This window comes from Rhizobium sp. 05L429 (assembly GCF_056397645.1).
In genome coordinates this window covers 241907-258139 of record NZ_JBFTNV010000002.1, presented here as the reverse complement: position 1 = coordinate 258139, position 16233 = coordinate 241907, and the positions used below count along the sequence as shown (strand labels likewise).

Genomic DNA, 16233 nt, shown 5'->3' with positions numbered 1-16233 from the left:
GTCCAAAGGACGCTTGCTGATGGCGCAAGGCGATAGCCCCAAGTTAAGTCCCTCCCCCTTGTGGGGAGGGGTTGGGGAGGGGTCTAAATTCTATTTCTACCGAAGCCCACGCGTCTTAAGCCAGGCTTCAGTCAATTGCCGGAAACGTCCCGCCATATCGGCAATCGCTTCCTCGTCGTTGATCTTGCCCGAAAGCCAGCCGCGCGCCGCATCGGCAAAGATCGTGCGGCCAACCGCAAAACCCTTGACGGAGGGGGCAGCGAGCGTTGCTTCGAACCCCTTCACCAGTTCGTCGGCCGGAGCCTCGAGCCCCAGCAGCACGATACCGCGGCACCATGGATCATTTTTGGCGATCACCGCATCGATCTTCTTCCAGGCGCCGCTTGACGCCTGCGGCTCCAGCTTCCACCAGTCCGGCTTGATGCCGAGCGCATAGAGTTCTTCGAGCGCTGTCGAAACTGTATCGTCTGTCAGCGGTCCGTTCTTGCTGGAGATGATCTCCACCAGCAGTTCGCGGCCGACCTTGCGCGCAGCTTCGAAGAGCGTGCGCAGCTTCTCCTGCTGTTCCGTCTTGAGAGCCGCCGGATCGTCGGGATGGTAGAAGCACAGGCACTTGATGCAGTGGTCGAGCGGCCATTCCACCAGCTGCGAGCCGATATCCTGGCTGAACTCGAAGCGCAGCGGCTTGGAGCCCGGAAGCTCGACCGGCCGGCCGATCCAGGTGAAATTCTTCTTGGCCGCATCGAAAAATGCATCGCGCCCGAAGCGCTCGTCGATCAGCATGCCGTAGCCTCGCCGCCCATTGGCGACGCGGGAGGCGGCTTCCACCGCCAGCCGCTTGAAGGCGACGATCTGCTTGTAATTGACGCCGAGCTCGTCGCAGACGCTGGTCAATTGCGAACGATGGTCGATGGCAAGCGCCATCAGCAGCGGAATCTCGCCCTTGCGGGTCGAGGCCCAATGGATGTGGTTGATCGCCTCGTCCTTGCGCAGTGCGCGATGTTCGCTGCCGTTCTTCAGGAAGAAGTCGAGCTCCGCCCAGGTCGGATATTCCGGCGAGCAGAGCAGGCGGGAAACGGCAAAGGCGCCGCAGGCATTGGCCCAGGTGGCGCAGGTCTTCAACGGCTCGTCGCGCAGGAAGCCGCGCAGCAGGCCGGACATGAAGGCGTCCCCAGCGCCGAGCACGTTGAATACCTCGATCGGGAAGCCGTCGCCGACGATCCCGTCTTCCAGATTGTCGCTGATCGGGCCGTCATAGACGATGCAGCCCATCGCTCCACGCTTCAAGACGATGGTCGCCGGCGAAAGGCGCCTGATCTCCTTCAGCGCACCGAGAACGTCATCGGCACCCGACGCAATCAGGATTTCCTCTTCAGTGCCGACGATGAGGTCGCAATCCGGCAGCGTCTCCTTCATTTTCGAGGAGACGCGGTCGGACTTTACGTAGCGCTCGAAGCCCTCGGCATGGCCGGCAAGGCCCCAGAGGTTCGGCCGGTAGTCAATGTCGAAGATCACCTTGCGGCCATTGGCCTTGGCAATCCGGATCGCCTTGCGTTGTGCTGCCTCGGTATTCGGGCGGGAGAAATGCGTGCCCGAAACGAGCACGGCGCGCGAGGACTTGATGAAATCCTCGTCGATATCGCCTTCTTCGAGCGCCATGTCGGCGCAGTCGGAGCGATAGAAGATCATCGGCGAAACGCCTTCGGCTTCTACCGCGAGCAGCACCAGCGCCGTCAGCCGATCCTTGTCCGTCTTGATGCCCTTGGTCTCGACGCCTTCGCGGGCCGACTGCTCGATGATGAAGCGTCCCATCTGTTCGGCGCCGACACGGGTAATCAATGCCGATTTCAGCCCAAGCCGTGCAGTGCCGATAGCGATATTGGCCGGGCAGCCGCCGACGGACTTCGCAAACGAGCCGATATCCTCCAGCCGCGAACCGATCTGCTGGCCGTAAAGGTCGACAGAGGAGCGGCCGATGGTGATCACGTCAAGCGACGGCTCCGGCTGTGAGCCCGGATTCGGTTGTGCCATGATGTCCTCCCGCTAGATTTTCAGGCGGCCTGTAGCGCCCGCCAATTTTGAATAATGAAACATCGGTTCCGTCTCTTTGTCAATTCGGAATGTTTATTCCATTTTTGTCTTTGCGGGTTTGGAATGCTGAAGCTTGCGCCGCCGCTCGGCAATGGCGACCGGCAGCGCCATAGTGAGCGCCATCGATGCCGAGAGCGAGCGAAAACCGCCGAAATCAGCCTCCGCCACCTCGAACCAATGGGTGGCGCAGGCGGCCAGCGGTGAAAAGGCCGAATCGGTGATCGCAATGACCGGTACACCGCGATCGGCAAGTTCCTGGCTTTGAGTGAGGCTGTCGGCGGCGTAGGGGGAAAAGCTCGCCGCAATCGCGGCATCGCGCGGCGTGGCGAATTGTACCATCTCCGGATCGACGCCATTCGGCGAGGCGACGATCTGATGGCGTATGTTCAGCTTGGAAAAGGCATAGGTCATATGCGCCGTTAGCGGATAGGAACGCCGCTTGGCGATGAGATAGATGGTCTCCGCTGCCGCCAAAATATCGACCGCCTTTATAAATGTATCGGTCTGCACCGTCGCCGCAAGCCGGTTGACGGACTGGCTGGCCGCCGAGATGAAGCCGGAAAGAAGCGTCGCATCCTCGTCATCCCCGCCGGACTGTTCCAGCGTGACGAGACGTTCCTCGTAGCTCAGCGTCCGGTCGCGCAACCGCTCGCGAAAGATGCTCTGCAGGTCGGAGAAGCCTTCATAGCCGAGGTGATGCGCAAGGCGCACAAGGGTAGACGGCTGCACATCCGAGGCGGCGGCAATACTGGCCGTCGTGCCGAAGGCGATTTCATCGGGATTGCCGAGAGCAAAGGCGGCCACCTGCGCCAGCCGCTTCGGCATGTTTGCCTTGCGTTCGATGATGGTGCTGCGCAGGCTTTCGAAATCGCGCGGCACGCGCGCCCTTTGGGGATCACTATCCATGCTGACGGCTCAGAAGATGAAACAAATATTCCATATTTCGAAGCATAAACGATTTAAGTGAGGTCGCCTAATTGTTTTTAATCCGCTGAAAATCAAGGGTTTTGGACAATTTCCGGAAAGGCAGGGCGAAATGATGCCTCAGCGCCCGCTTGTCAAAATGATCCAAATATTCCAAAAATTCACACGGATTTGAGGAGGAGACCCTGACATGAAGCCACTCGGCATTGGTTTGATCGGCACCGGTTATATGGGCAAGTGCCATGCGCTTGCATGGAATGCGGTGAAAACGGTGTTCGGCGATGTCGAGCGGCCCCGTCTTGTGCATCTTGCCGAGGCAAACCCCGAACTCGCGAGCGCCCGCGCTGCCGAATTCGGCTTCGAGAAGGCGACGGCCGACTGGCGGGCGCTGATCGCCGATCCAGAGGTGGATGTCGTCTCTGTCACGACGCCCAATCAGTTCCATGCCGAAATGGCGATCGCCGCTTTGCAGGCCGGCAAGCACGTCTGGTGCGAAAAGCCGATGGCGCCCGCCTATGCGGATGCCGAACGCATGCTTCAAGTCGCCAGACAATCCGGCAAGGTCGCCGTACTCGGGTACAATTATATCCAGAACCCGATCATGCGGCATATAAAGACGCTGATCGGCCAAGGTGCGATCGGCTCCGTCAATCATATCCGCGTCGAAATGGATGAGGATTTCATGGCCGATCCCGATGTCCTCTTCTATTGGAAGAGTGAGTTGTCGGCCGGGTACGGCGCCCTCGATGATTTCGCTGTCCATCCGCTGTCGCTGCTCTGGTATCTCTTCGGTCATGTCGAGGCCGTCACCACTGACATGGTCAAGCCCTACGCCGACCGTCCGCAGAAGGAAGGCGGCCGCCGCGCGGTGGAGAATCACGATGCGGCCAATGTGCTGATGCGTCTCGGCGGCGGCATCTCCGCCGTGCTGATGGCCAATCGTGCCGCCTGGGGCCGCAAGGGCCGCATCGCGTTGCAGATCTACGGCTCACAGGGCTCTATCCTCTACGATCAGGAGCGTATGAACGAATTCGAATTCTATCAGGCCGAAGGACGTGGTTCCGAGCAGGGTTTCCGCAAAATACTGGCAGCACCCGTCCATCAGCCCTATGATCGCTTCATTCCGGCCCCCGGCCACGGTCTCGGCTTCAATGACCTCAAGATCATCGAATGCCGCGAGCTTATCCGGGCGATTTCCGGAGAGCCGGCGTCTATCGTGACATTCGAAGACGGTCTCAGGATAGAGAAGTCGGTTCATGCCATGGCACAGTCCTTCCATGAGCGCCGCTGGATCGAGATCGGCTGAGGTTAGCCTTCGCTTCCGTTGACGGCGTTTGGGGCAGGGGATAGGCCTTCTCCCTGTGGAATGGCTGATATTCGGGAGTGATATCGTGACGGACAGACTGGTGATCATCGGCGCGGGGCAGGCAGGCTTCGCATTGGCAGCCAAACTGCGTGCGCTGAAGGATATGCGCCCGATCACGATCATCGGCGCCGAAGACGTGCTTCCCTATCAGCGCCCGCCACTCTCAAAGAAATACCTGCTGGGCGAGATGGCCTTCGACCGCCTGCTGTTCCGCCCCGAGCATTGGTACCCGGACAATAATGTCGAGATTCGCCTGTCGACCTGGGCCGAGCAGATCAAGCGCGATGCGAAGCAGGTCTTGCTGCAGGATGGTTCCGTTCTCGACTATGGCACGCTGGCACTCGTGACGGGCTCGACGCCGCGTCGTCTGCCGGCGGCCATCGGCGGCGATCTCGATGGCGTCTATGTCGCCCGCGACAAGCGCGATGCCGATTTGCTGGCCGAGGAAATGCGACCCGGCCGCCGTGTGCTCATCATTGGCGGCGGTTATATCGGCCTTGAGGCTGCGGCCGTCGCCCGCCATCTCGGCCTTGAAGTGACCGTCATCGAGATGGCCGACCGGATCCTGCAGCGCGTCGCGGCGAAGGAAACCGCCGACATCATGCGCGCGATTCATAAGAGCCATGATGTTACGATTCGCGAAAAGACCGGCCTCAAACATCTTGTAGGCAAGGATGGCCGGGTGACCGGCGCCGAGCTTTCCGACGGCAGCACCATCGAGGTGGATTTCGTCATTGTCGGTATCGGTGTCGTGCCGAACGATCTCCTGGCGAAGGAAGCGGGTCTCGAAGTCGGCAATGGAATCATCGTCGATGAATTCGCCCGCACATCCGATCCATCGATCTTTGCGGCCGGCGATTGCGCGAGCTTGCCCTGGCAGGGCGGTCGCATCCGGCTCGAATCCGTGCAGAACGCCGTCGATCAGGCGGACGCTGCCGCTGCCGTCATTGCCGGCGGCAACGAATCGTACGACCCGAAACCCTGGTTCTGGTCGGACCAGTATGACGTGAAGCTCCAGATCGCCGGCTTCAATATGGGCTATGACGATACGCTGCTGCGTCCCGGCGCCCGCGAAGGAGCAAGCTCCGTCTGGTATTTCCGCGAGGGCAGGCTGATCGCCGTCGACGCCATCAACGATGCAAAGGCCTATGTGACGGGCAAGAAGATGCTGGAATCAGGAATCAATCCGGATCGGGCGATCCTGGCCGATCCTGCGGCCGATCTGAAGCAGTTGCTGGCCTGAATAAGCGCAGAGCGCGATCGGCTTTGGAGGCAGTTTCAGTTTTGACTGTCACCATCGCGTTTGCCGCCTAAATAAAGGACGTGTGAAAACTTCAAAAAAAGCTTGATCGTACCGGTGAATACCCATATCAGGGCTCCGACCGGAGAGGTGGCCGAGTGGTCGAAGGCGCTCCCCTGCTAAGGGAGTATACCAGGAATGGTATCGTGGGTTCGAATCCCATCTTCTCCGCCATTTTCCTTCAAACTCATAGAATGTTGACGTCGTATGGCTAGCCACCACCACGGGCGGTTTTTCCCTTTCGCGAATTCGGGCGTCGAACGACCGGTTATGGAATCGATCTGATCGCGAACCGAATCGCGTCGGGAATCAGCGGGCTTCTCGGCGTGAAGACTGAAATCGGTTTCTTCTAATGTATCACGACCGTTGCGCGACTGGCCGCCAATCACCCCCAAAGTGGCAGAATCAGGCGGAAAAATGGTGCCGATTTGGCACAGGAAGCGCCTCCGGCCTTTATGAAACCCCAATAAATACCGGGAAAATAAGCACTTTCTTAATAAAGCCTAAACAAGCAGCGGGGCCATTGCCCAACTTGTGGCCTTTCAGCAACAGGGTTTCGGTAAGGCTTTCGTAAACCCCTCCTGAACACAAGTTGGTGATTGCGTGACAGCCGCCGTCTTGTATTTTCACCCTCGGAAGCAAGGGCTTGACCGCCCGACTTCTTCAAACACCGGAGATGGGGCAGGGAAACGCTGTCCAGGCGTGATCCTATCTCCGATCGAAACTTGAATTGGAGGTCATTATGAACATCAAGAGCCTTCTTCTCGGCTCCGCTGCTGCTTTGGCAGTAGTATCCGGCGCTCAGGCAGCTGACGCAATCGTTGCTGCCGAGCCGGAACCGGTTGAATACGTTCGCGTCTGCGACGCCTACGGCACCGGCTACTTCTACATCCCGGGCACGGAAACCTGCCTGAAGATCAACGGTTACATCCGTTTCCAGGTTGACGTTGCTCCGAACGCAAGCTCGATCGGTGCTAGCGGCGGCGGTTCTGTTCCGAACGACTCGGACTGGGACGCTCGTACGCGTGGTCAGATCCAGTTCACGGCCAAGAGCGACACCGAATACGGCCCGCTTACCGGCGTGATCGTTATTCAGGCCAATGCTGACAACGCTTCTAACCAGAAGACGCAGCTTGATTCTGCTTACCTCGACATCGCCGGCTTCCGCGCTGGTCTGTTCTACTCCTGGTGGGACGATGGTCTCTCCGGCGAAACGGACGACATCGGCTCCCCGGTTACCCTGCATAACTCGATCCGTTATCAGTACGAAACCGGTGACTTCTACGCTGGCATCAGCGTTGACGAACTGGAAGACAGCCCGTTCTACGACGGCGAAACCCCTAACAACTTCGGCGTAGCTGTTGGTCTCGGTGGCAAGGCTGGTGCCTTCACCTACCAGATCACTGCTGGTTACGACACCGACAACGAAGAAGGCGCTGTTCGCGCTATGGGTACCGTTGCAATCGGTCCGGGCACGCTCGGCCTCGCAGCTGTCTACTCCACCAACCCGAACGCCTACTACAACAAGTCCGAATGGGCCGTTGCTGCCGAGTACGCCATCAAGGCTACCGACAAGCTGAAGCTGACCCCGGGCGTACAGTACTACGGCCACTACGGCATCGTCGGTGACGAATTCAACGACGACAACGATGCCTGGAAGGTTGGTCTGACGGTTGACTACCAGATCGTAGACAACCTCTCTGCAAAGGTTTCGGTTCAGTACCTCGATCCGGATGGTGCTGACGACGTAACCTCGGGCTACTTCCGCCTGCAGCGTGCATTCTAATCTGATCTGACTTCGGTCATTCAGGGAAGCCCGGCTTTCGAGCCGGGCTTTTTCTATTTTATGCTGGAGTCCGATGCCTATTGGCAGTCGGGAAACAGGCAAAATCCGGGGTGAACGGCTCAGCCGCCGGATCAGCGAAGCCTGCTGACAAACGTACCGATTCCCTCCGGAATGTCCCCTAGATGCAGAAGCGGCGCGTGACCTTGGCCTTTCGCCGTGATCTGAACGATCCCCGGGTGCCGCTTCGTCATCTCCTCTGTTGTCTCTCGCGATAGCAGATTGGAGTTCTCTCCTCTGATCACCAGCAGCGGTGTGGAGCGCAGCCTCTCGAATTGCGGCCAGAGGTCGGGGAGGGGATTGTTGAAATCGATTGTTTTCAACTGCTGGGCAATCGCCGGGTCATAGTCGGCGAGAGGTACGCCATTCTGTTCTCGATAGATGGCGTGCGCCATGCTCTCCCAGTCGGTGGGATCGAGCGAGGGAAAGGCAGCGCCGTGATTCTCCTTGAGGATATCGATCGCTTCACTCCAGCTTCGAGGTTTGCGGTCACGGTTGAGATAGTCCCTGATCGCCATCAGCCCGGCTGGCTCGATGACCGGGCCGATATCGTTTAAGATGACGCCCGTGAGCAGTTCCGGCTTTATTGCCGCCAGCAGATGCAGAATCAGCCCGCCGCGCGAGGTCCCAATGAAGATGGCGCGGTCTATGCCGAACGCATCGCAGGCGGCAATCACATCGCCGCATTCGACAGCGAGATTGTAATTCGCCTTGTTATCATCCCGATCAGACAGGCCACGTCCGCGATAGTCCACTGCCATGACACGCCGTGGGAAACCTGCGTCCCGCGACAGGATCAATGCGAGTTCGTGGAAATCGCGGGCATTGCGCGTAAGGCCCGGCAGGCAGACGACCGGCAACCGGTCGGTACTTTCACCGGTCGGCTGGTAGTTACGGGCGTAAAGCCTGAGCCCATCGGTAGATTCAAAGAATTTTTCGGTAAACCCGTTGGTGACTGCGTTAGCCATGACATCTCCATCCGGTCTTCTGAACCGAGATGTAGCGTGCTTTCAACGTGGCTACTAGGCGAGCTTAGGTCGCGCCGCGACCGCCGATGAGGTCGCGCTCGATATCAGGGGACTGACCCAGTCGAGCCTTATAGACCTCGTAATTCTCCATCACCCTCTGCACGTAGTTGCGCGTTTCGGGGAAGGGGATGCGCTCGATCCAGTCGACGATCTCGTCGACCGGTTTGCCGCGCGGATCGCCATAGCGGCCGATCCATTCCGGCACGCGCTTCGGTCCGGCATTATAGGCGATGAAGGTCAGGATATAGGAGCCGCCGAAAGCTTCGATCTGCTCGCCGAGATAATGCGCGCCGAGCGTCGCGTTGTAGCCGGCATCGGCTGTGAGCTTGTCCTTGGAATAGGTGATGCTGTGCCGCTTGGCGACGGCCTGGGCCGTCCCAGGCAGAAGTTGCAGCAGACCGCGGGCATTGGCTGCGGAAACGGCCGCCGGGTTGAAAGCGCTTTCCTGCCGGGCGATCGCATAGGCGAGCGCCTTGCCCGAGCCGGAAATATTGGCGTTGGCGGGAATGACGCCGACCGGGAAGGCCAGCGCCGCAACGTCGATGCCGCGCCCATAGGCGATCTTGCCGATCTGCAGCGAAAGATGATGGTTGCCCGCCTGCTCGGCCTTGGCCGTCAGGATCGCGAGCTCCCCGGGGCTCTGGAGCTGGTCGGCAAGGGCCAGGTAAATCGCTGCCGCACGCCAGCCATGACCTGCGGTCTCCAGCCGTCCGATCGCCTGCACGGCTTCGCGCTGCTGGAGATTCTGGCGGTCGGCTGGTGTCGGCGACGGATAGGTGACGTTCAAGGTCTTCCGCCCAAGCCGCTCAGCTGCCAGCTGCCCGTAGAATGTGCCCGGAAAATTCGCGGCCTTGGCGAAAAACTCGCTGGCCTTGCCCGGGCCGCCGGCTTCCGCTGAACGCCCGAGCCAATACCAGGCGCGAGAAACAGAGAGCGGGCCGTTCGAAACCTGCAGGATCTTGCGGAAATGTGTCTCGGCCGTCGTCGGGTCCTGCAATCCGCGCAGCGCATACCAGCCGGCATGGAACTGCGCTTCGACGATATCGGTCGGCACCGTCGCAACGGAGGCGGCGACGATCTGGTAGGCTGTCTTGAACTGGCCCTGGTCGACGAGACCGCGGCTGACGATCCGCTGCTCGTTCCACCATTCGCCCGAATTCATCAGTTCGGTCCGGTCGCGCGGTATCTGCTGCAGCAGCTTGGCGGCGTCGAGATACTTGTCCTGCTTGCGCAGATATTCGATGCGCGCGAACAGAAAGCCGGGATCGTTGCGCCATTTTGCATCGATCGCGGTTAGCAATGCGCCGGCATTGCCCGCATTGTTGTCGACGGCAGCCCATGCCTTGTAGAGCGATTGCGCCTGGCCCATGTCGCCGAAGCGCTTGGCCTGTGCCACGCGGCCGCGATACATCAGGTAGTCCATCCGCGTCTTGTGGTCGGCAGCGGTCAGCACGCCGGCAAATTCGGCCAAGATTTTGTCTTCGGTCGCCTTGTCGAGCGCCTGTCCGCGCCAGATCTTGCCGATATATTTCGCCGCCTGCGCAGATTTGCCGGTTGCTACAAGCGCGCGCGACATGATGATCGCACCCTGCCACGTCTCGGGCGCGGTATCGCCGAAGGCGTTCAGCACGGCAGCAGGAGCGGGATTCTCGTCATAGAGCGCGCGCTCGGAATTACCGCGGAGCCGCTCGAGACCCGGCCAACCCTTCAGCTCGTCCGAAGCACTGGCGATCTCATAGGAGGGAACGCCCTTCAGGCCGGAAGTCGCGATTGCCCAAGTCAGGATATGGCGGTCGAGTGTTCCTGCCGCCATCGTATTGCGGATGGCGAGCGCCTGCTGCGGATCCTTGTTGGAGAGCGCATCGAGACCCGCCTTCAGATCGCTGCTGACAGGCGCGATCGCCGAATTGCGCGGAATGGCGCCGGTCGTAATCGCCTCGGGGAAGGATGATGTCTCCGGCACGAAGCCCAGCGGCTTGACGGCCGGCGCGGGGGCGCCCTCGCCGGGGAGCGGCGATGCGGCGCTGCCCCAGGCCGCGGCCACCAGGCCGAAGGCGGACAGGATCAGAACGGCTCTCTTCATCCGTATGACTCGCAACGAAAACATGCCCTTCCATTTGGCTGGAGGCATCTTAACGAAACCTTACCATAACAGGTAAAATTCATTCACATTTGCTATCGGAATTTGCCCTATCCGACTTATGCGCGCTTGTCGCAGCCATTTTGCCGCTCTATGGTGCGCAACTCTTATTCATGGAATGCGGCTGAAGCAAGGATATCGGCCGTGAGGAGCTTTGCATGTTCAATGGGTCCATCCCCGCGCTCGTAACCCCCTTCACCGATGCCGGACTGATCGACGAAGACAGCTTCGCCGCTCATGTCGCGTGGCAAATCGGGGAGGGCAGCAAGGGCCTCGTTCCGGTCGGCACGACCGGTGAGTCGCCGACGTTGTCGCATGCCGAGCACAAACGGGTGGTGGAGCTCTGCATCGAAGTTGCGGGCAAACGCGTGCCTGTCATGGCCGGCGCCGGCTCGAACAATACGCGCGAAGCGATCGAGCTTGCCCAGCATGCCGAGAAGGTCGGCGCCGACGCGGTGCTCGTCGTCACGCCCTATTACAACAAGCCGACTCAAAAGGGCCTGATCGCCCATTATTCGGCGATCGCCGAAGCCGTTGACCTGCCGATCTACATCTACAACATCCCCGGCCGCTCGGTGGTCGACATGACGCCGGAGACGATGGGGGCGCTTGCCAAAACCCATAGGAACATCGTCGGCGTCAAGGATGCGACGGGTAAGATCGAGCGCGTCTCCGAGCAGCGCATCACCTGCGGTAAGGAGTTCCGTCAGCTTTCCGGCGAGGATGCGACCGCTCTCGGCTTCAACGCTCATGGCGGCGTCGGCTGTATCTCCGTCACGGCCAATATCGCGCCGCGCCTCTGCGCAGAGTTTCAGGCAGCGACGATTGCCGGTGACTATGCCAAGGCTCTGGAGCTGCAGGACCGGCTGATGCCGCTGCACAAGGCTGTCTTCATGGAGCCGGGCGTCTGTGGCGCGAAATACGGCCTCGCGAAGCTCGGCCGTATGAGCCGCACTGTTCGCTCTCCGCTGATGTCCTCGCTGGAACCCTCGACGGAGGCGGCGATCGATGCTGCCATGCGTCACGCCGGCCTGCTCAACTGAGGCTGCAAACCGGCCTGTCTTCACAAGACCGGGCCGCTCTCTTACATAGATGACAGGAAATGAGGGCGCGGCATTCGCGCCCCTCAAATGGAATTATCGTTATGGCCCCCAAAGGCAGCCAGCGTATCGTGAAGAAGGTCGTTGCGGAAAACCGCAAGGCTCGCTTCAACTACGAGATCATCGATACCTATGAGGCGGGCTTGGTGCTGATGGGCACCGAGGTCAAGTCATTGCGCGAAGGTAAGGCAAATATCGCCGAATCCTACGCTTCCGACGAGGATGGCGAGATCTGGCTGATCAATTCCTATCTGCCGGAATATCTGCAGGCGAACCGCTTCAACCATGAGCCGCGTCGCCGTCGCAAGCTGCTCTTGTCCGGGCGTGAGATCAACCGTTTGCGCGCGGGCATCAATCGCGAAGGCATGACGCTGATCCCGATGAAGATCTACTTCAACGATCAAGGCCGCGCCAAGATCGAGCTGGCGCTCGCGAAGGGCAAGAAGCTACATGACAAGCGCGAGTCCGAGAAGGAGCGCGATTGGAACAGGCAAAAGAGCCGTCTGTTGAAAGACAACGGCTGATCATTTGCCTGCGGCATTCTGCAATTCGTGAATGAAGGCTTAAAGCATGTCGCGCAAAAGTGTGCAGCGGTTTTGAGCTAACGACATGCGAAAACGAAAGACTAAAGCGTGGCAAGCGAATCCTAGAGATCGCGACGCGCTTTAGTCTTCGAAATCGCTGGCCGGCGCCACTTCGGCGGGACGCGGGGGACGTTCGGAAGGATCACGGCCGATCTCGGCTTTCAGCGACAGAAGATCGATGAAGTGGTCGGCCTGACGACGAAGGTCGTCTGCGATCATTGGCGGCTGGGTCGACATGGTCGAAATGACCGAAACCTTGCGTCCCTTGCGTTGCAGCGCTTCGACCAGATTGGTGAAATCGCCGTCGCCGGAGAAGATGACGAGATGGTCGACCGTTTCGGACTGTTCCATGGCATCGATCGCGAGCTCGATATCCATGTTGCCCTTGATCTTGCGACGTCCCATGGAGTCGGTAAACTCCTTGGCGGGCTTGGTCACGACCTTGTAGCCGTTATAATCGAGCCAATCGATCAGTGGACGGATCGAGGAATATTCCTGGTCTTCGATCAGCGCGGTATAGTAGTAAGCGCGCAGCAGATATCCACGTTTCTGAAATGCTTTCAATAGTTTGCGGTAATCGATATCGAAGCCGAGACTCTTGGATGCAGCGTAAAGATTGGCGCCGTCTATGAATAGTGCAATTTTCTCGCGTGGGTCAAACATCGCTTACCAATCCAAAGAGAGTAATCGAAATCCATAAGCCACCCAGGCCAATAAAAACAGCGGCTTGTGGATGTGGCGTAGAGCTGTTTCATACTTTATGAATTATTCATATATGAAAGATTTAGGGCACGATTCGCGATATTCCAAGCAACCCCCGGTGGAAATGTCATGTTGTGCATGGAAATTTGGACCGGCTACGGATAAAGGCGAGGGGACCCTAACGAAAAACTTGAATTTGCCCGGTTTTAATTGTATCGGGCGTTTTAATCCTGAAAAGACGACCGCAAAGGACAGGCAATGGCCCGTGTCACAGTAGAAGATTGCATTGACAAGGTGGAGAACCGCTTCGAGCTGGTTCTGCTCGCCAGCCACCGCGCCCGGCTGATTTCCCAGGGTGCATCGATCACGATCGATCGCGACAACGACAAGAATCCGGTTGTGGCTCTGCGCGAAATCGCCGATGAGACCTTGTCGCCCGATGATCTGAAGGAAGACCTGATCCACTCGCTGCAGAAGCATGTGGAAGTGGACGAGCCGGAGCCCGATCCGGCAAGCCTGATCGCAGCCGGTACGACGGCCGCCGCCGATGGCGAAGAGCAGGACGATGTGCCGGAAACGATCACCTTCGACCAGATGTCGGAAGAAGAGCTTCTGGCCGGCATCGAAGGCCTCGTCCCGCCGGAAAAGAGCGACGATTACTAAGCGCGTCCCTGGCCTCTGAGCGGCCGGGGCTTCCTGCGCGGCAAAAGATCGACGATTACCAATCATCAATCTTGCGCCTGTAAGGCTTAGGCATAATATTGCCCATGTGTGCGCCAGTCTGCGATTGGCGCCCTTTTATTTTATTGGAGTGGCTTTGGAATGATGCGGCAGTACGAGCTCGTCGAGCGGGTTCAGAAATACAAGCCCGATGCCAACGAAGCTCTGCTGAACAAAGCCTATGTCTATGCCATGCAGAAGCATGGGCAGCAGAAGCGGGCGAGCGGCGATCCCTATATCTCGCATCCGCTCGAAGTGGCCGCCATCCTGACCGACATGCATCTCGATGAATCGACGATCGCAGTCGCCCTCCTGCATGACACGATCGAGGATACCACGGCGACTCGCGCCGAGATCGACGAGCTCTTCGGCGAGGATATCGGCCGCCTGGTCGAAGGTCTGACGAAGATCAAGAAGCTCGACCTCGTGACCAAGAAGGCCAAGCAGGCGGAAAATCTGCGTAAGCTGTTGCTTGCCATTTCCGATGACGTGCGTGTCCTGCTGGTCAAGCTTGCCGACCGCCTCCACAACATGCGCACCCTCGACCATATGTCGCAGGAAAAGCGCGCCCGCATTTCCGAAGAGACGATGGAAATCTATGCGCCGCTTGCCGGCCGCATGGGCATGCAGGACATGCGCGAGGAACTGGAGGAGCTGTCCTTCCGGCACATGAACCCGGAGGCCTACGAGACCGTCACCAAGCGCCTCGAGGAATTGTCGAAGCGCAATGAAGGGCTGGTCAAGAAGATCGAAGCCGAACTGCGCGACCTCCTGATTGCGAGCGGGCTGACGGCTGCCTATGTCAAGGGCCGGCAGAAGAAGCCCTATTCGGTGTTCCGCAAGATGCAGTCGAAGTCGCTCTCCTTCGAGCAGCTTTCGGATGTCTACGGTTTCCGCATCATCGTCGAGGATATTCCCTCCTGCTACCGGGCGCTCGGTATCGTCCATACGCGTTGGCGCGTCGTGCCCGGCCGCTTCAAGGACTACATCTCGACGCCGAAGCAGAACGACTACCGGTCGCTGCACACGACGATCGTCGGCCCGTCGATGCAGCGTATCGAGCTGCAGATCCGCACCAAGCGCATGCATGAGATCGCCGAGTTCGGCATCGCCGCCCATACGCTCTATAAGGACGGCGCCACCAATGCTGATGGCGACATCCTGTCGCGCGAAAGCAATGCCTATTCCTGGCTCAGGCATACGATCGAGGCGCTGGCGGAAGGCGACAGCCCTGAAGAGTTCCTCGAACATACCAAACTCGAGCTGTTTCAGGACCAGGTTTTCTGTTTCACGCCAAAGGGCAAGCTGATCGCGCTGCCGCGCGGCGCGACGCCGATCGACTTCGCCTATGCCGTCCACACGAATATTGGCGACACGACTGTCGGCGCCAAGATCAACGGCCGCATCATGCCGCTCGTCACCCGCCTCAACAATGGCGATGAAGTGGAGATCATCCGCTCCGGCGTGCAGGTGCCGCCGGCCGCCTGGGAAGAGATTGTCGTCACAGGCAAGGCGCGCGCCGCCATCAGGCGCGCGACGCGCGTGGCGATCCGCAAGCAATATGCCGGTCTTGGCCATCGCATCCTCGAGCGCACCTTCGAACGTGCCGGCAAGATTTTCTCGCGCGAAGCCATGAAGCCGGCCCTGCACCGTCTGGGGCAGAAGGACGTGGAAGATGCGATCGCCGCCGTTGGCCGCGGCGAGATGTCCTCGCTCGACGTGCTGCGCGCCGTCTATCCCGATCATCAGGACGAGCGTGTTACCGTCAAGCCGGCCGGTGACGAGGGCTGGTTCAACGTTCGCAGTGCCGCCGGCATGATCTTCAAGATCCCCGGCAAGACCAAGGCTGATCTCGCTGGCGAACGCGCCTCCACCGAGAGCGATCCCGATATCGTGCCGATCCGTGGTCTCTCAGGCAATGTCGACGTCAAGTTCTCGCCGACCGGTGCTGTGCCAGGTGATCGCATCGTCGGCATCATGGATAAGGGCAAGGGCATCACCATCTATCCCATCCAGTCGCCGGCACTGCAGCGCTTCGACGATCAGCCGGACCGCTGGATCGACGTGCGCTGGGATCTGGACGAGGCCAACAAGTCCCGCTTCATGGCCCGCATCATGGTCAACGCGCTGAACGAGCCCGGTACGCTCGCCAAGGTGGCGCAGACGGTGGCAAGCCTCGACGTCAACATTCGCATGCTGAATACTGTGCGTGCGGCAACAGACTTCACCGAAATGGTGCTGGAGGTGGAGGTCTGGGACCTGCGTCAGCTCAATCAGCTTCTTGCTCAACTCAAGGATCTCGACTGCATTGCGACGATCCGGCGTCTCTATGAGTAGGATTTTGTTAAATTATTACCCTCGATAGAATTGCGGTTTGCACATTTTGTGACCATTTAATGGCCTGATGGGCACATCGAAATGGCAAGCCATGCGCA

At 59.3% G+C, this 16233-nt stretch carries 12 protein-coding genes and 1 tRNA gene; 8 read left to right on the top strand and 5 right to left on the bottom strand.

Annotated elements, in window-relative coordinates; translation table 11 throughout:
* Positions 1 to 96: 96 nt before the first annotated feature.
* Positions 97 to 2031, bottom strand: a complete 1935-nt coding sequence (locus tag AC1DNW_RS02980; RefSeq protein WP_477851845.1) for a bifunctional 5-dehydro-2-deoxygluconokinase/5-dehydro-2-deoxyphosphogluconate aldolase — start codon at positions 2029 to 2031, stop codon at positions 97 to 99.
* A gap of 93 nt (positions 2032 to 2124) precedes the next feature.
* Positions 2125 to 2997 carry a MurR/RpiR family transcriptional regulator gene (locus AC1DNW_RS02975; protein WP_113301968.1) on the bottom strand — a complete coding sequence of 291 codons (873 nt, stop codon included), beginning with the start codon at positions 2995 to 2997 and terminating at the stop codon, positions 2125 to 2127.
* A gap of 208 nt (positions 2998 to 3205) precedes the next feature.
* Between AC1DNW_RS02975 and AC1DNW_RS02970 the strand changes: the two genes are divergently transcribed.
* The 4 genes from AC1DNW_RS02970 (at position 3206) to AC1DNW_RS02955 (ending at position 7467) form a co-directional block, all read left to right on the top strand.
* A complete protein-coding gene (locus tag AC1DNW_RS02970; RefSeq protein ID WP_477851844.1) occupies positions 3206 to 4321 on the top strand; it encodes a Gfo/Idh/MocA family protein in 1116 nt (371 codons plus the stop codon).
* Between the two features lie 85 nt (positions 4322 to 4406).
* On the top strand, positions 4407 to 5624 hold the full coding sequence (locus AC1DNW_RS02965) for an NAD(P)/FAD-dependent oxidoreductase (protein WP_477851843.1): 1218 nt from the start codon (positions 4407 to 4409) through the stop codon (positions 5622 to 5624).
* 141 nt (positions 5625 to 5765) lie between these two features.
* Positions 5766 to 5855: transfer RNA gene (locus AC1DNW_RS02960), tRNA-Ser, on the top strand.
* Between the two features lie 568 nt (positions 5856 to 6423).
* On the top strand, positions 6424 to 7467 hold the full coding sequence (locus tag AC1DNW_RS02955; protein ID WP_113509051.1) for a porin: 1044 nt from the start codon (positions 6424 to 6426) through the stop codon (positions 7465 to 7467).
* A gap of 131 nt (positions 7468 to 7598) precedes the next feature.
* On the opposite strand, the gene AC1DNW_RS02950 is transcribed toward AC1DNW_RS02955, so the two are convergent.
* Together AC1DNW_RS02950 and AC1DNW_RS02945 are read right to left on the bottom strand one after the other, a co-directional pair.
* Positions 7599 to 8492, bottom strand: a complete 894-nt coding sequence (locus tag AC1DNW_RS02950) for an alpha/beta fold hydrolase (protein WP_477851842.1) — start codon at positions 8490 to 8492, stop codon at positions 7599 to 7601.
* A 64-nt stretch (positions 8493 to 8556) separates the two neighbouring features.
* The gene (locus tag AC1DNW_RS02945) at positions 8557 to 10635 is read right to left on the bottom strand and encodes a lytic transglycosylase domain-containing protein (protein WP_477851841.1); all 2079 of its coding nucleotides are present in this window, start codon (positions 10633 to 10635) and stop codon (positions 8557 to 8559) included.
* 215 nt (positions 10636 to 10850) lie between these two features.
* Here AC1DNW_RS02945 and dapA point away from each other — a divergent pair, with 215 nt between their 5' ends.
* Complete coding sequence (dapA, locus tag AC1DNW_RS02940) at positions 10851 to 11735, top strand: 4-hydroxy-tetrahydrodipicolinate synthase (protein ID WP_113295184.1); 885 nt, start codon at positions 10851 to 10853, stop codon at positions 11733 to 11735.
* A gap of 101 nt (positions 11736 to 11836) precedes the next feature.
* The gene (smpB, locus tag AC1DNW_RS02935; protein WP_007820124.1) at positions 11837 to 12316 is read left to right on the top strand and encodes an SsrA-binding protein SmpB; all 480 of its coding nucleotides are present in this window, start codon (positions 11837 to 11839) and stop codon (positions 12314 to 12316) included.
* Between the two features lie 141 nt (positions 12317 to 12457).
* Here the strand turns inward: smpB and AC1DNW_RS02930 are convergent, their stop codons facing one another.
* Positions 12458 to 13039, bottom strand: a complete 582-nt coding sequence (locus tag AC1DNW_RS02930; protein WP_007820126.1) for a LabA-like NYN domain-containing protein — start codon at positions 13037 to 13039, stop codon at positions 12458 to 12460.
* A 297-nt stretch (positions 13040 to 13336) separates the two neighbouring features.
* Here AC1DNW_RS02930 and rpoZ point away from each other — a divergent pair, with 297 nt between their 5' ends.
* Together rpoZ and AC1DNW_RS02920 are read left to right on the top strand one after the other, a co-directional pair.
* Positions 13337 to 13741, top strand: coding sequence for a DNA-directed RNA polymerase subunit omega (gene rpoZ / locus AC1DNW_RS02925; protein WP_113295185.1), 405 nt, complete (start codon positions 13337 to 13339; stop codon positions 13739 to 13741).
* Between the two features lie 159 nt (positions 13742 to 13900).
* On the top strand, positions 13901 to 16135 hold the full coding sequence (locus AC1DNW_RS02920) for a RelA/SpoT family protein (protein WP_113295186.1): 2235 nt from the start codon (positions 13901 to 13903) through the stop codon (positions 16133 to 16135).
* Positions 16136 to 16233: the final 98 nt, after the last annotated feature.

What these genes read in the sequence shown, in the direction of transcription:
- smpB (WP_007820124.1), top strand. Translation starts at nt 11,837, where the DNA reads ATGGCCCCCAAAGGCAGCCAGCGTATCGTGAAGAAGGTCGTTGCGGAA.
- AC1DNW_RS02955 (WP_113509051.1), top strand. Translation starts at nt 6,424, where the DNA reads ATGAACATCAAGAGCCTTCTTCTCGGCTCCGCTGCTGCTTTGGCAGTA.
- rpoZ (WP_113295185.1), top strand. Translation starts at nt 13,337, where the DNA reads ATGGCCCGTGTCACAGTAGAAGATTGCATTGACAAGGTGGAGAACCGC.
- AC1DNW_RS02970 (WP_477851844.1), top strand. Translation starts at nt 3,206, where the DNA reads ATGAAGCCACTCGGCATTGGTTTGATCGGCACCGGTTATATGGGCAAG.
- AC1DNW_RS02950 (WP_477851842.1), bottom strand. Translation starts at nt 8,492, where the DNA reads ATGGCTAACGCAGTCACCAACGGGTTTACCGAAAAATTCTTTGAATCT.
- AC1DNW_RS02975 (WP_113301968.1), bottom strand. Translation starts at nt 2,997, where the DNA reads ATGGATAGTGATCCCCAAAGGGCGCGCGTGCCGCGCGATTTCGAAAGC.
- AC1DNW_RS02980 (WP_477851845.1), bottom strand. Translation starts at nt 2,031, where the DNA reads ATGGCACAACCGAATCCGGGCTCACAGCCGGAGCCGTCGCTTGACGTG.
- AC1DNW_RS02945 (WP_477851841.1), bottom strand. Translation starts at nt 10,635, where the DNA reads ATGAAGAGAGCCGTTCTGATCCTGTCCGCCTTCGGCCTGGTGGCCGCG.
- AC1DNW_RS02920 (WP_113295186.1), top strand. Translation starts at nt 13,901, where the DNA reads ATGATGCGGCAGTACGAGCTCGTCGAGCGGGTTCAGAAATACAAGCCC.
- AC1DNW_RS02930 (WP_007820126.1), bottom strand. Translation starts at nt 13,039, where the DNA reads ATGTTTGACCCACGCGAGAAAATTGCACTATTCATAGACGGCGCCAAT.
- dapA (WP_113295184.1), top strand. Translation starts at nt 10,851, where the DNA reads ATGTTCAATGGGTCCATCCCCGCGCTCGTAACCCCCTTCACCGATGCC.